The 15,188-nt window shown below is 66.0% G+C and carries 13 protein-coding genes; all 13 read right to left on the bottom strand.

Annotated elements, in window-relative coordinates; genetic code table 11:
• Nucleotides 1–32: 32 nt before the first annotated feature.
• Nucleotides 33–1,295 (bottom strand): imidazolonepropionase, encoded by a 1,263-nt coding sequence (gene hutI / locus WG208_RS05855; RefSeq protein ID WP_337170406.1) that lies wholly within the window; start codon nucleotides 1,293–1,295, stop codon nucleotides 33–35.
• Entirely contained in the window at nucleotides 1,292–2,329 is a 1,038-nt protein-coding gene (locus tag WG208_RS05850) for a radical SAM protein (protein ID WP_337170405.1), read from the bottom strand. The genes hutI and WG208_RS05850 overlap by 4 nt, the downstream gene beginning before the upstream one ends.
• Nucleotides 2,329–4,023 (bottom strand): urocanate hydratase, encoded by a 1,695-nt coding sequence (gene hutU, locus WG208_RS05845; RefSeq protein ID WP_337170404.1) that lies wholly within the window; start codon nucleotides 4,021–4,023, stop codon nucleotides 2,329–2,331. Before hutU ends, WG208_RS05850 begins: the two co-directional genes overlap by 1 nt.
• A gap of 41 nt (nucleotides 4,024–4,064) precedes the next feature.
• Nucleotides 4,065–5,582, bottom strand: coding sequence for a histidine ammonia-lyase (gene hutH, locus WG208_RS05840; RefSeq protein ID WP_337170403.1), 1,518 nt, complete (start codon nucleotides 5,580–5,582; stop codon nucleotides 4,065–4,067).
• A gap of 95 nt (nucleotides 5,583–5,677) precedes the next feature.
• The gene (locus tag WG208_RS05835) at nucleotides 5,678–8,548 is read right to left on the bottom strand and encodes a putative LPS assembly protein LptD (RefSeq protein ID WP_337170402.1); all 2,871 of its coding nucleotides are present in this window, start codon (nucleotides 8,546–8,548) and stop codon (nucleotides 5,678–5,680) included.
• Between the two features lie 127 nt (nucleotides 8,549–8,675).
• Nucleotides 8,676–9,440, bottom strand: coding sequence for a twin-arginine translocase subunit TatC (tatC, locus tag WG208_RS05830; RefSeq protein WP_337170401.1), 765 nt, complete (start codon nucleotides 9,438–9,440; stop codon nucleotides 8,676–8,678).
• A gap of 33 nt (nucleotides 9,441–9,473) precedes the next feature.
• Entirely contained in the window at nucleotides 9,474–10,334 is an 861-nt protein-coding gene (gene ybgF, locus WG208_RS05825; RefSeq protein ID WP_337170400.1) for a tol-pal system protein YbgF, read from the bottom strand.
• Nucleotides 10,335–10,363: 29 nt separating this feature from the next.
• Complete coding sequence (gene pal / locus WG208_RS05820) at nucleotides 10,364–10,924, bottom strand: peptidoglycan-associated lipoprotein Pal (protein ID WP_337170399.1); 561 nt, start codon at nucleotides 10,922–10,924, stop codon at nucleotides 10,364–10,366.
• Between the two features lie 39 nt (nucleotides 10,925–10,963).
• The gene (locus tag WG208_RS05815; protein WP_337170398.1) at nucleotides 10,964–12,262 is read right to left on the bottom strand and encodes a hypothetical protein; all 1,299 of its coding nucleotides are present in this window, start codon (nucleotides 12,260–12,262) and stop codon (nucleotides 10,964–10,966) included.
• A complete protein-coding gene (locus WG208_RS05810; RefSeq protein WP_337170397.1) occupies nucleotides 12,262–13,011 on the bottom strand; it encodes a TonB C-terminal domain-containing protein in 750 nt (249 codons plus the stop codon). Before WG208_RS05810 ends, WG208_RS05815 begins: the two co-directional genes overlap by 1 nt.
• Nucleotides 13,008–13,421 (bottom strand): biopolymer transporter ExbD, encoded by a 414-nt coding sequence (locus WG208_RS05805; protein WP_337170396.1) that lies wholly within the window; start codon nucleotides 13,419–13,421, stop codon nucleotides 13,008–13,010. Before WG208_RS05805 ends, WG208_RS05810 begins: the two co-directional genes overlap by 4 nt.
• 3 nt (nucleotides 13,422–13,424) lie before the next feature.
• Complete coding sequence (locus WG208_RS05800; RefSeq protein WP_337170395.1) at nucleotides 13,425–14,162, bottom strand: MotA/TolQ/ExbB proton channel family protein; 738 nt, start codon at nucleotides 14,160–14,162, stop codon at nucleotides 13,425–13,427.
• Entirely contained in the window at nucleotides 14,162–15,133 is a 972-nt protein-coding gene (locus WG208_RS05795) for an NAD-dependent epimerase/dehydratase family protein (RefSeq protein WP_337170394.1), read from the bottom strand. Before WG208_RS05795 ends, WG208_RS05800 begins: the two co-directional genes overlap by 1 nt.
• Nucleotides 15,134–15,188: the final 55 nt, after the last annotated feature.

Raw genomic sequence — 15,188 nt, 5'->3', positions numbered from 1 at the left:
GCGGTCATCTGCCGAGTCACGGATCTTACGAATCAACGCATGGGGTGACAAGCGCGACCGCGGGCCCATGACCCGACACAAAGACGCTCGCCGAACCAGTAAGGCAACGCGCGGAAATCGTCCACCGCGTGAATGGCGAGGTCGGCCCGGAATCCCGGAGCGAGTTGTCCGGTTTCCCCGGCCAGCCCCAGTGCCGCGGCACCGTTCACCGTGGCGGCAATCCAGGCTTCGCTGGCCGACAGGCGCAGCTCGCTCACGGCCAGCGTCATCACCAGCGGATACGAGGTCAACGGCGAGGTACCCGGATTGAAATCGGTGGCCAGCGCCACGGCCGCCCCGGCTTCGATGAGCTTCCGGGCCGGCGCCTGTCGACCGGTGCCGAGGAACAGCATGGTGCCGGGCAGCACGGTGGCCACGGTGTCGCTGGCGGCCAACGCGGCGATGCCCGACGGTGCGATGGCCGCCAGATGATCGGCACTCACCGCACCGATGTCCGCGGCCAGTGCTGCCGCGCCACCATCGTGCAGTTCGTCGGCGTGCAGTTTGGCGCGCAATCCGAGCCGCTGTCCATGCTGCAGCAGTTCCCGCGCTTCCTCCACCGTGAAGACGCCGGGCTCACAGAAGATGTCGGCGAACTCGGCCAGTCCTTCACGCGCCACCACGGGAAAGAGCTCGTGCATGAGCAGGGCCAGCCATTCCTGACGGCCGCCAGCCCGATCGCGGAACTCCAGCGGCACTTCGTGGGCGCCAAGACAGGTGGCAACGATGACCTGAGGTTGGGTCTGCGCCAGACGACGAATGACCTGCAGCGTGCGCAGTTCGTCGGCCACCGTGAGACCATACCCGGATTTGATCTCGACGGTGGTCACGCCGCCGGCCGCCAGGCGCGCGAGTCGTGGCACGGCCAGCGTGAACAATTCGTCGTCGGTGCGCGCGCGCAGGTCGCGCACGGAGCTGTGAATCCCGCCGCCACGGCGGGCGATCTCGAGATACGGTACGCCCGTGGCCCGGAGTTCGTGTTCGGCAAAACGCGCCGCGCCGAACACCGTGTGCGTGTGGGAGTCGACGAAGCCGGGAGCCAGCAGTCCCCGATCACAATCGACTTCGAGGGCATCGGGAAAACGCTGCCGCAACACGTCGTCGCGATCCACAGCGACGATGCGCTCGCCCTGCACCGCCACGCCGATGCCCTGCTGCACACCGGCGTCGGCCATCTCGCCACCACGACGCGCGCGCGCGGGGCCAGCCGCCGTGAGCGTCTGCGCGGCGTTCAGAAAAAGTGTCGTGGGAGTCATGCGACCTGCTCCTCTGGTTGTACGACGGCGGGTCGCAACGCGTCGTCCGATGGAACGACGGTGGCCATGACATCCCGGATGCGCGACATGATGCGCAACGGCGCCTGTGCTTCGCCGCGGCAGGCGTAATAACAGGCATTGCAGTCGATGGGCGCATATCCCTGATAGTCCGACCAGGGTCCGTCGGGCTTGAAGTCGGGACAGCGCCGCACCTGCCCCTGCGGATCGATGTGGATGGTGGTCGAACCGCTCTGACAGGGCTCCTGCATCTCCCCGCGCACGTACCGGGGGATCTGTTCGAGGTAGTAGTCCGAATTGGTGATGACCCCACGCCGCCGCTGCTTGTAGGCGAGCAGCGCGTCCACCACCCGCTGCACGGCCCGCGGATCGATGTCCTGCAACTGATGGGCGGTGTTGCCGTTTTTGAGCGCCGTGTACACCGAGAAGTTCACACCGCCGCCCAGCGCCGCCGCCCGTTCCACGATGGGCAGGATCTGATCGAGGTTGTCGTTCTTGATGACCGTGTTGAACCGCACCCCGCCGATGCCGGCCACGCGCATGCGGGGTACGAGATCGAGGATCTTTTCCGTCAGTCCCGGAATGCCGCGCGCTGCGTCATGCCGGCCATCGAGATAGTCGAGCGAGATGTTGAACTGGTCGACGCCCGCATCCCACAACGACTGCGCCCGATCGAGCGAGAGCATGGCCCCATGCGTGATGAGCTGCACGTAGGTGTACCGTACCGCCGCACGCACCGATCGCACGATGTCCTCGAGATCGCGGCGCAGCGTCGGCTCACCGCCGGTGAATGTCACGAGCATGGGCGAGAAGTGCCGCGCGATGGCGGCAAAATCCGTCTGCTCCCGCGCCTTTTCCGAAGCCGGTGTCTTCCAGTAGTCGCAGAATCCGCAGCGGGCATTGCAGCGCATCGTGACCTCGAAATTGAGGAGCACGGGGCGTCCGCGCGCGCGCAGCCACGCGTACTTCGACAGGAAGATCGGCACATGCCACGGCCGATACCGGCTCGACAGCATCAGCCGTTCCGCGTGGGCGTCGACATCGGCGTCGACATACGCATCGGCAACTGAATGCCCTCACGTTCGGCCGTCGTGATCGCGATGTCGTAGCCCGCATCCGCATGACGCGCGACGCCGATGCCGGGATCGTTGGTCAGCACGCGTTCCAGGCGCCGGCGCATGCGTTCGGTGCCATCGGCGACGATGACCTGTCCGGCGTGCAGCGAGTTGCCGATGCCTACCCCGCCGCCATGATGAAACGACACCCAGCTCGAACCGCTGGCCACGTTCAGCATCGCGTTGAGGATCGCCCAGTCGGCGATCGCATCGCTGCCGTCCTTCATGGCCTCGGTCTCGCGGAACGGCGACGCCACGCTGCCGGTGTCGAGATGATCGCGGCCGATCACGATGGGCGCCGACACCTCGCCACGCGCCACGAGATCGTTGAGCGCCAGGGCGAAACGGGCGCGCTCACCCTGCCCCAGCCAGCAGATGCGGGCCGGCAGTCCCTGGAACGCGATGCGTTCGCGGGCCAGCGTGATCCAGCGCCGCAGTTGCTGATCGTGCGGAAAGAGTTCGAGCACGAGTTCGTCGGTGCGCGCGATGTCGGCGGGATCACCGGAGAGCGCGGCCCACCGGAACGGCCCCTTGCCTTCGCAGAACAGCGGACGGATGTACTCGGGGACAAAGCCGGGAATGCGGAACGCATCGTCCACACCGGCATCGAACGCCACCGTGCGGATGTTGTTGCCGTAGTCGAACGCCACCGCACCGCGGTCCTGCATGTCGCGCATTGCCCGCACGTGTTCCACTACACTGGCCGTGGCGCGGGCCAGGTACTCCTGCGGCTGCGATGCACGCAGCGCCGCCGCTTCATCGAGCGTCAGTCCCTGCGGCACATATCCCACCAGCATGTCGTGCGCACTGGTCTGGTCGGTGACCACATCGGGGGTGATGCCACGACGCACCAGCTCGGGCAGGACGTCGGCGGCATTGCCCAGCAGCGCCACGGACAGTCCCACGCGGCGCTCCTGCGCGTCACGCAGCCAGCCCAGCGCTTCGTCGAGCGATGCGGTGTGCCGATCGCAGTACCGCGTGTCGATGCGTTTGGCGATGCGCGTGGGGTCGACCTCCACGCCCAGCACCGCGGCGCCGTGCATCGCGGCCGCGAGCGGCTGCGCCCCGCCCATGCCACCAAGACCGGCCGTCACCACCAGACGGCCTTCCAGCGTGCCGCCAAAATGTTTCGCGGCCACCGCGCCGAAGGTCTCGTACGTACCCTGCACGATGCCCTGACTGCCGATGTAGATCCACGAACCGGCCGTCATCTGGCCGTACATCGTGAGTCCGAGCTTTTCGAGACGACGGAACTCCTCCCACGTGGCCCAGCGGCCCACGAGGTTGCTGTTGGCGATGAGCACCCGCGGCGCGTCGGCATGCGTGCGGAACACCGCCACCGGCTTGCCGCTCTGCACCAGCAGGGTTTCTTCGTCGCCCAGCGTTTCGAGCGTGCGCACGATGGCGTCGAACGCCTCCCATGAACGCGCCGCGCGTCCGGTGCCACCATACACCACCAGATCATCGGGGCGTTCGGCGACTTCGGCGTCGAGATTGTTCATCAGCATGCGCAGAGCGGCTTCCTGCTCCCAACCGCGGCAGCGCAGGGTGGTGCCACGGGGTGCCTTCACCGGACGGGGACCGCTCTTCGTCATCACAGCCTCGGGCGGACTCCCGCCTAGATTCTCGCGTTGATTCATAGCACCACCGAACTCGTGAGATCGTCGAAGACGCCAGACGCGATCGCGCCGGCGAGTCGCGTGATGTCGGGACCGGGGGGACGATCGCCATCGGCGCGCGCGACATACTGCCTGACGATCGCATGGGCCTGTTCCACCGCGGCACTGCTGCGCAACGGGCGACGATACTCCAGTCCTTCGGCGGCGATGAGGAGTTCGATCGCCAGCACATGCCGCAGATTGCGCACCGAACGCCGCAGGCGCGTGGCGGCGCCCATCGCCATCGGCACCACGTCTTCCTTGTTGCCGTCGGTGGGAATGGAGTCGACGCTGGCCGGATGGGCCAGCGCCTTGCATTCGCTGGCCAGCGCCGCGGCAGTGACCTGCGACATCATGTGCCCCGATTCCACACCCGGTTGGGCGGCCAGGAACGGAGGCAGCCCCTGATTGAAATCGGGGTGCACCACCCGGTCGGTGCGCCGCTCACTGATGACCGCCAGATTCGCGCAGATGATGGCGAGGAAGTCGCTCACCATGCCCACCGCCTGCCCATGGAAATTGCCGCCACTCAGCAGTTCGCCCGTGTCCAGCACGAGCGGGTTGTCGGTGGCGGCATTGAGTTCGCGTTCGATGATGCCGCGCGCGAATCGCAGCGTGTCGAGCGCCGGTCCGTGCACCTGCGGCACGCAGCGCAGCGCGTAGGCGTCCTGCACACGCGGATCGCCGTAGCGATGCGATTCGCGGATTTCACTGTTGCTGAGCAGCGTGCGCAGCAGCGCCGCCGATTCCGACTGTCCCACCTGCCCGCGTGCATCCTGGATACGCGCATCGAAGGCGTCCGGGGTGCCCAGCAGCGCCTCCAGGCTCATGGCCGTCGCCACGTGCGCCGTCCGCCACAGCGTCGTGAGTTCGGCGGCGGCCAGCGAGGCCACCGCCGTGTGCGCCTGTGTGCCGTTGATAAGCGCCAGCCCTTCCTTGGCTTCCAGCACCACCGGTTCGAGCCCCACGGCCTGGAGCAATTCCACGGCGGGGCCTTCCCGCTCGCCCAGTCGGGCAGGCCCTTCCCCGATGAGCGCCAGCGCGAGGTGCGCCAGCGGCGCCAGATCTCCGCTCGCACCCACGCTGCCCTGCTCGGGCACCACCGGCCAGACGCCGGCATTGAGCATGGCCAGCAGGCGCTCCACCACCGAGGCCCGCGCGCCCGCGTATCCGGTGGCCAGCACATTGGCCCGCAACAGCATCATCGCGCGCACTTCGCGTTCGGGCAGCGCATCCCCCACCCCGGCGGCATGGCTGCGTACCAGGTTGCGCTGCAGCGCCGCCAGTTGCGGCGTGGCAATCGTCACTTCGGAGAGTTTGCCGAAGCCGGTGTTGATGCCGTACACGGGTTCACCCCGATCCACCGCCGATTGCACCACGCGGCGCGTGGCATCCATACGGCTGCGGGCTTCCGGCGACAGCGAGACCGGCACACGCCGGTCGGCAACGGCCAGCACATCGGCAATGCGCAACGAACGACCATCGAGTTGCAACACCAGAAACTCCTGACGATCAGGGGGCGGGAGGGGCGGGCGTGGAGGCCCGTAAACCGTTCACGTGCGACGACTCATGCAGCAACCCGGGCAACGACTCAATAGTTCGTCGACCGATACGTCTGCCGGTCGTAGTTGAACTTGAGTTCCGGCTGTGCCTTCAGGGCAATGAAGAAGTTGAAGGCGAAACTGCCGCTGTTGGTCTGGGAGAAGGAGAACACCGCATTCCAGTCGTGCATCGCACGCTGGAGTCCGATTTGCTGACTGGAAAAACGCGAACGGACGGCATCGTACTGCGTCGTCCACTGGGCCGCCCAGTTCTGCGTGATGTTGAACGACATCGTCGCGTTCACGTTCTGCGTGGGCGGCTGGATGAACACCGGCGCTCCGATGGCACTCTGGCCACTGTTGGCCCCGGTGGGTGGTGCGCTCTGCGCATTCTGGACACAGAGATCGTAGGCCAGCACGCCGTACTGCTTCTGCCCCTGGCACAACGTCTCCGGATTGTTGACGATCTGCAGGCCGCCCCGCACGGGACGCTGACGCGCAGCATTGTACTGGATGTTGAGATTCCATCCCTGCCCCGACGGCAGCGCCTGCTGCATGCCCCGCATGGTGCCACCGCCGGCCGCATTCATGTTGCGCGACTGTCGGTCCACCATCTGATTGTTGGTGTTCTGCCGGCTGGCCTGGGTCAGACTGTCCGACGCGAGGCTGGCCTTGCGGCCGAACAACCGCCCGACCAGTGCCACGAGTCCCGACTTGCTGTCGAGCGAGAACGTGACGCCGAAGTCCGTGCGATACGGATCGAATGTGGCCGAGTCGGTGGCGATGTCACCCTGGAACAGATCGTACGAGGCGCGGAAGTCGAAGCCAGGAAGCAGATCCGTGCGCCCGCCGATGGTGAACGTGCGATCGGCGATGCCGTTGCCCAGGGTGTCCGCGCGCACGAAATCGTACGTGATCGACGAGAAGTTGAGCGACAGCAGTTTGATCTTCCGGCCGGCCCCGTCGCCCTGATCCACCGAATCGCTGGGGGGACGCAGCTTGGCTTCGAGATTGGTCGCCAGGTTGATGCCCACCCGGTTCTGCGCCAGCGCGCCCACATATCCCACGCGCGTACGTCCCATGGCCTGCAGGAACTCGTCACTGACCGACGCCTGGGGCGAATACGAATACGTGATACTGGGCGTGATGGAGTGCCGGAACCGGGCGATGGGACCGACGCCCGGTAGCATGGCATACAGCGTGGGAGAGGACGACACCGAGTAGTTCAGGCGCTTGCTCTGCTGCACCCAGCGGCCTCCGCTGCGCTCGGTGCGGGTGAACAGGCCGGCCGCATTCTCCACATTGGCCAGGGTGATCGAGGGCGAGATGTTCCATGTGCCCTGGAAGAACCGCGGCAGATTGAATGAGGTCTGCCAGTCGACGTTGGTCTCGAAGGTCTTGGCAAAGACCCGCGTGGAACGTTGCGTCGTGTCGTTCACGCCGATGACTTCCCGCTGCTCGGGGAAATCATTGAACCGTTCGTTCATCGTGAACGAGTTCTGCCACTGGAAATCCCACAGCTTGATGGGCGTGTCGAACTGGAACTGCGTGTTCCGCCGCCCCGCATTGAAGCGCGTGCTGTCGATGCCCCCGTCAGCGCGGGCGTTGTACACGAACGGGAACTGCAGCCCCTGATCGATGCGGCTCTGTCCGGACATGGCCAGACGCAACGACGGTGTCCATGTGGCCGGTCCCGCTTCGAGCGATCCGGTCGTCACATTGAGCGAGGGGAACTCCATGTCCACCTGCGTACGCCCCGGATACTGCACCCGCGATCCACCGACATTGATCTGCGCCGGTCCGATCTTCGTCTGATAGTTGAGCTGCGAGCGGATCGTCGCGTTCGCCGCCACGGGATTCACGGTGGTGGCCCGCTGCACCATCGTGTTCTGCACCCAGTTCAGGCGCGCCGTGAGCCGCGTCGTGCGCGAAAAATCCTGGTTGTGATTCCAGGTGTAGGACGTGTTGGTCGTTCCGTTGCGCAGCCCCATGTAACTCGCGGCGAACTCGCCGTTCGCGAACCGGTCGAGCCACTTGTAGCGCAGTTCCGCGTTGCCGCGGATGAATCCGGGATCGGCATCCGAACTGCGCGCGCCGCTGCGCCAGTCGAACGACGTCTCGAAATTCATGTAGTCGTTGATGGCCACGAAATACCCGATGTTCTGCACGCTGCGCCGGTACGACGGGCTGTTGCGGAACAGTTCGGCCATCCCGAAGTTCGGCGTCAGCAGGCCGCTGCGGCGCCCCGACCGGATGTCCTGGAAGAAGAACGGGATCCAGAACACCGGCACTTCGCCGATGTACAGCACGCCCGGACGGGCCACCATCACGTTCTGTGAGATGAACTTCATCTCACCGGTCGTGAAATGGAAATGCGGTTCGGTGTGATCGCAGTACGTGAACGACCCGTTCTTCGCGTACACGATGTGCCGCCCGGCGAACACGGAATCGGTCACCAGCGCGCTGCTGCGGGCACTCAGATACAGCCGCTGTCCCGAGGTCACCGACGTCGAGAAGGCGCCGGTGAGCCCCTGCCGGCTGGTCAGATCGTACTCGATGCGTCCGTTGGCGATGAAATCATCGGCATCGGCCTGCGTGGGGTCGCGCAGCAGCACCGAATCGCCGAGGGCTACGACCTTCTTCGTGGAGTCGTTGTAGACGACCGAGTCGCCCACCAGCATGGTCTCGTCGCGCTGCACGCCGGAGGGTTTGCCATGCAGCGTCAGAATGCGCGTGAGCGCATCGAACTGCACCGTATCGCCCTGATACTGCACCTTCTTGTATCCCGCCCGATCGAGCAGCTCCCGCATGATGGAATCCGGGGTGGCCCACTCGAAGACCTTCCGCTCCTTGCTGAGCGTGCGGACACTGTCCTGGCCGGTGCTGTCGCGTCGCGCGCCCGGCGCTTGCGGACGTCCCACGCGCGCCTGCCCCGGCGGTTGCGCCTGCGCCTCGATCGAGGATCCGGCCAGCGATACTCCACATACGACTGCCCAGAGCAGCCGCTGCCACATTCCCCGTCCCCCCGCTGCCTTCACCCAGCCTCCGTTACGCCACCTCGGCCGCGAGTCGGTGCTCGCGCCGGCGGGCGATGAGTCGCGACACCGTGATCGATGCCTCGTACAGCATGTACAACGGAATCGTCAAAAGGGTCAACGAAGTGGGGTCACTGCCCGGGGTGATCAGCGCGGCCGCGATCAGACACCCCACGAACGCGTGACGGCGGAAGCGCGACAGGAACTCCGGCTGGACGATGCCAAGGGCGGACAGCAGCGCGATCACCACCGGCAGTTCGAAGATCGCACCGAAGGCCAGACACATCGAGGTCACGAACGAGAAGTATCCGTCGACCGTCTGCATCGTGTTCACCGACTCGCTCTCGAAGCTGGCGTAGAACGCGAGGGTCACGGGCAGGACGTACTCGAACGCCAGCGCCATGCCGGCCAGGAACAGCAGCGCGGCCGCCACCAGCGCCGGAATGACCACCTTCTTCTCATGCCCGTAGAGCGCGGGGGAGAGGAATCCCCAGACCTGCCAGACGATGACCGGTGAGGCGGCGATCACGCCCAGAGTGATCGAGGCATTCATCACAATGTCGAACAGGTCACCGACGTGCGTGACCATGAGGGGCTGCTTGAGATACGGCTGGATCGGCGCGGCGAGGATGCCGACGATATCGACCCGCTTGGTATACAGCAGTGTGAACGCCACGATGACACCGGCCGCAATGGCCAGGGCGCATCGGAACAGCCGCCAACGCAGTTCCTCGAGATGATCGAGGAACGGCATTTCTCCCGCGTTACTCCCAGCCATCGGTTGCTCGGTCGGACGTACGGGCCACGCGGATCAGCGCAGCGTCTTGAGAGTCTCTTCGGCCAGCGCGGCCTCGTTGCTGCGCGGATACTTCGCCATGACCTGCTCGAACAGCTGTCGGGCCTGCGTCGGGTTGTTCTGCCGGAGCAGCAACTGCGCCCGCTTGTACAGCGCCGTCGGCGCCTTGGCCGACGTGGGATGGGCACTGACCACCGCAGCATAGGCCGCATCGGCCGCGGGCAGATTGTTCTCCTTGGCCAGCGACTCGGCGATCCAGTACTGCGCGTCGGGCACATAGTCCGACGTGGGATACGTGGTGATCAGCTCCTGAAACAGCGTGCGCGCCGTGGAGGTGCTGCCGCGGTTGAGCTGATCCATGCCGTTCGTGAAAAGCTGATTGGGACCCGGGCCGGTGGGGGCCGGTGTCATCGAATCGACCGGCGTCCCGCTGCTGACCGGGGGATTCCGTGAACCCACCGGAGGTGTCCCCGATGCCGACGGCGGACCGGACGGTGCCCCCGTGGGCGTCGGCATCGGCGCATTGTTGCGAGCCTCGAGTTCGGCCCGGAGGCGCGAGATCGTGGCCTGACTCTGTCCCAGCAGCGTCTGCACCTGCAGCAGTTGTTCGCGGACCGCCCGCATCTCTCCGCGCACATCGCCCTGGATGGTCACGGTCCGGGCACTCACCCGGGCCAGCGAATCACTGGCCACCTGCAGAATGCGCAACGTCTGTGAAAGGGACTCCTGATGTTGCTGCTGCTGACGCAACATCTCCGAGCGCAGGGAGAGCACATCGTTCTGCACGATGCGCACATCGCCCCGCGTGGCGAAGCAGCCCCCCGTGGCCGCCAGGGCCACGAGGGGAACCAGCCGCCACACACGGTGGAAACGCATGACCAGACCTCCGGGTGTGGCCGTGAACATTACGGAGCCGCGCGAAGCTGATCGCCGCCCGCGGTGATCTCGAACTCGTCACGACGGTTCTTCGACCACGCCTCTTCCCCCGACCCCTGCACCGCCGGACGCTCGCGGCCGAACGAGGACGTCTCGATGCGCGACGCATCCACGCCACGATCGGTCAGATAACGCTTTGCCGCTTCGGAACGACGACGGCCCAGGGCGATGTTGTATTCATCGCTGCCGCGCTCGTCGCAGTGACCGGCGATACGGATGCGCAAACCGGGGTTCGCGTTCAGGATCGCGAGCTTGGCATCGAGCGACGCCCGCGCTTCCTCACGCAGTTCGTCGGCATCGTATTCGAAGTAGATGGTCTCGAGCAGACGCGCCCGCGCCGCCGCCACCTTCGCACGATACTCCTCCATCGTGTCCCGCGGTGCCGGCGCCGTCGGGGTATTCCGCACGGGCGCCTCGCTGGTCGGCGCCGGCGCGGGAGCCGGAGCCGGCGTCGGCTGCTTCTTCTTGCAGGCACCGAGGACGAGCGACGTGGACACCATGACCATCAGCACACGCGAGACACGCTTCATGTCGAAAACTCCTGAGCGGGAAGGGAGTGAAGACCGCGCTTACTGCGCGAGCAATCGGGGAGACCAGGCAGACAATCGCGTCTCCGGTCCGAACGTGAGCTGCCGCGTGCGGCCTGTCTCGATGTCGACGATCCACAACTGCCTCGTACCGCTGCGTGTGGATGTGAACACGAGATGCCGCGAATCGGGCGCCCACGACGGATCGTCGTTGCGGCCGTCGTTCGTCACCTGCTTCACCGACTGATCACGCAGATTGATGGTCATGATCTGAAACGTGCCACCATTGCGCGACTGGAAGGCTACGAGACGTCCGTCGGGAGACCAGTCCGGTCCCGCACGATAATCCCGATCACCGAAAGCCGCCGCCGTCAGCAGTTCGGTGTTCGTGCCGTCCAGATCACTAATATACACTTCGGGATGCCCGGAGCGATCGGACATGAATGCCAATCGCTGACCATCCGGGCTGAAGCTCGCCTGTGCACTCGCACGACCGCGGCCCACCGTGATACGCCGCGCCGCGCCGCCCTCGAGGGGCTGCTGATACAGATCCGTTCCGGTATCCGATCCGCGCGCATACACGATCGTGCGGCCATCCGGCGACACCACCGGTGTCGTATGCTCGACACCCTGCGCACTCACCAGCACACGCTGCGCTCCGGTTGCCAGATCCGTGAACATGATCGGATTGCGCACCCCATCGAGCACGCTGTACACGATCCCGCGTCCACTCGGCAGCCACTGTGGCGACATGCCGCTCGGCGTCACGGCGGTCACATTTGCGCCGTCGCTGTCGGTTGTCCACACGCGACCGCCCCGCGTGAAGGCGATCCGCGTCTGCGCAATCCCGCGCGCGCCCGTGATCCACTCCTCGATGCCGTCGGACACCCCATGCACCGCCAGTCGCCACCCCGCCGACAATGCCGGCGACGGCAACGGAAAGTCTTTCGTATTCCGCACATTCTTGAGCCCTACGTCGTGCAGGGCCACACGCACCCAGCCCGACGGCAGCAATGTCGCCTGCACGATCCCGTCGACTCCCAGTTTCGTGAACAAGGCATAATTCAACGGACCGTTCACCGTCGGTGCGCTGCTCGTCGACACCATCGTGAACCGGTCACTGAAATCGAGATCGCGACTGATGACCCGCGCGATCGAATCGCCGTTGGCCCCCGCGATGGGGAGCACGATCAATGTGGTCTTCTGCCCCGGTCGATACTGCAGCGACAGACTCACGCCCTTCTCCTGGGCGGCCACACCGCGTGGTGTGACGAACGCGGACACCACGAACACCGGTGTCAGCAGGAGTGCCAACAGGGAGCGGGACGGACGGAATCGCATCAGTTCGGACGGAGGGCGTAGTCGAAAGTGAAATACACGACGAGGACATCGTCGGACCAACCGGTAGGGAGCGGGCCGAAGCTGCGTGTCGACCCCACCGCTTCGATGGCACCCACGCCATCGAGATCGTACAGCCGGTCTCCCGAGCTCTTCACCACCTCGATGCCGGCCACCGATCCGTCACGACGGATCAGGAACTTCACCTCGGTGATGAGCGCCGCCGATACCCGCCGCGGAGACCAGTTCAGCGCGATCTGACGGACAACGTTGTTCAGGTACCCAGGAAAGGGAAACGCGATCCCATCCGTACGCACATTCGCGACGTCCGCGCCCTTGCTGCCCGTGGGACCGGCACCCGACCTGGGCGCGGCTGTGCCCTTGGTGGCGGTCGGTGCGGCGGTCTTCGCTCCCGCGGCCTTCGAGCGCGTGGGCGAAGGTGTCGCCTTGGGCGAGGGCAGCACCTTCTTCGCCTTGCTCGGCGTGGGCACGACCTTCTCCTCCTTCACGCGCTCGGCGCCCGCCACATCGGGCGCCTGCGCCACCGGCTGCGTGGTGGGCGTTTCCACGCCCGCCTGCCGCGGACCCGCCTGCCCCACGAGTTCGACCCGATAGACCGGCGGACGCACGGGACCAGGCCGGCCGCCCCACCAGATGGCCAGCGCGACCAGCACGCCATGCACCACCACCGACGCCACCATCCCACGCGTCAGCGACGTGGGCGCATTGCCCGCCGTCCCCGCCGAAGTCACCGCGGAGACTCCGGCTCGGCCACGAGCCCCACATCGGTGATGCCGCTCGCTTTCATCGCCGCCACGATCTGCACCACCCGGCCATACGGCACCGCTTCATCGGCCCGCAGGTACACCCCGCCCCCGCCCTTCTTGTCGGACAACGCCTTGATGCTGCCGGCAAATTCGTCGAACGAGAGCTTCGTCTCGTCCACGAAGATCTGCCCGCGACGGTCCACCGTCACCACGAGACCGTTCTTCGGTTCCAGTGGTCGCACGTCGGCGGTGGGCAGCGCGATGTCCACCCCACCCTGCATGATCGGCGCGGTGATCATGAAGATCACCATGAGCAGCATCATCACGTCGATGAGCGAGACCACGTTGATCTCGCCATTGACACCCATGCGCTCACCGCGGCGGCCACGTCGCACGACTCAGATCCGCCCTTCGCGCACCATCAGTGCGATGAGCTCGGAGCCGAAGCCTTCGAGCGCGTTGTCGAACCGGTTGAGGCGCGCGGCAAACACGTTGTACGCGAAGGCCGCCGGAATGGCCACGGCGAGCGCGGCGGCCGTGGCCACGAGGGCGATCGCGATACCCGGCGCCACCGCACCGATGTTGCCCGAGCCCTTGGCCGCGATGCCCGTGAAGGCTTCGATCACACCAAGCACCGTGCCGAAGAGTCCGATCAGCGGGGAGACACTGCCCACCGTGGCCAGCCACGGAATGAAGCGGCCGAGTTCCTCGCGCTCCTTGCCGCTTTCCGCATCGAGCACGAGCCGCAGGGCTTCCACCTGCGAGCCCGACAGACGGGCCGTGCGATCGGACGTGGCGCCCAGCGCCGGCTTGGTGTCGTGCAGGAACTGCACCGCCCGCGCGAACACCGCCGTGAAGGCGCTCGACTTCACGCGCTGCGCCAGCAGCATGGCGTCATCCATGCCCCGCGCCCGCTCGAACTCGTGCACGAAGCTGCGTCCGTTGTGCTCCGCGGCGCTGAAGGCCCGCCACTTGGCGAACATGATGCCCCACGACAGCAGCGACAGGATGGCCAGGATGCCCAGCACGAACTTGGTGACCGGATCGCTCGTGGCGATGAGGGCCAGCGGCGACGAAGGAACGGCATTTCCACCCACGGTGGACAACTGCAGCAGCGCCGGAACAACCGCGCCCATCACGACGGCACACTCCCCGCACGGCGTGTCTCGAAGAACCGGTAGGTGCGCTCCAGGCCCTCGCGCAGCGACACGGCCGGCTTCCATTGCAGCATCGATTGGGCCTTGGCGGTATCGAGTGCGGAGCGCGCCAGTTCACCGGCGCGTGCCGGCGCGTACTCGATCGGTGCCGTGGCACCGGATACCCCACGCAGGGTTTCCGCCAGCGTATTCACCGACGTCTCGATACCGGTCCCGATGTTGAACGCGCGTGCGTCCAGGCGACCACGCGGCGGGAGGGCATCCGTGGTGGCCGCCGCGAAATTCGCCGCCGCCACATCGCCCGCGTACACGTAGTCGCGGGTCTGCTCGCCGTTGCCGAACACCGTGAGTGGTCGCCCGTCGAGCAACCGGTTGCAGAAGATCGCCACCACCCCTGCCTCGCCATGAGGATCCTGTCGGGGCCCGTACACGTTGCCGTAGCGCAAGGCCACCGTATCGAGTCCGTGAACACGTCCGTAGTACGCGAGATAGTACTCGACAGAGAGCTTCGCGATCCCGTACGGCGCTTCAGGATCCTTGGCGAATGTTTCCGCACTGGGTGGCGGATCGAAGTCGCCGTAGAGTGCCCCGCCCGTGGACGAGAACACCGTGCGGGTGGGATGGCCACTCGTGCGGATGGCCTCCATGAGGTTCAGCGTGCCGAGGATGTTGCGGGTGGCGTCGTAGGCGGGATCGAGCACGGAGCGCCGCACATCGATCTGCGCGGCCAGATGGCACATCACGTCGAAATGTCCATCACGCACCAGCGCGGCCGCTTCGGGCGACGTGATGCAGCCGCGCACGAAACGCGCCGCCGAGGGGAGGTTCGCCTCACGACCGCTCGACAGATCGTCGAGGATCGTCACGGTCCATCCTTCGGCGACAAATCGATCCGCCACGTGGGAGCCGATAAACCCGGCACCACCTGTCACCAGCACCGTCTTGGCCATGCCGTTCGCTGCCTCTGCGTTGAGGTTCGGGGGGAATCCCACAATGTACACACGC

Origin of the sequence: Gemmatimonas aurantiaca (assembly GCF_037190085.1) — a bacterium.
GTDB lineage: Bacteria > Gemmatimonadota > Gemmatimonadetes > Gemmatimonadales > Gemmatimonadaceae > Gemmatimonas > Gemmatimonas aurantiaca_A.
The sequence above is the reverse complement of the archived record's forward strand: the minus strand, read 5'-3'. Positions and strand labels throughout refer to the sequence as shown.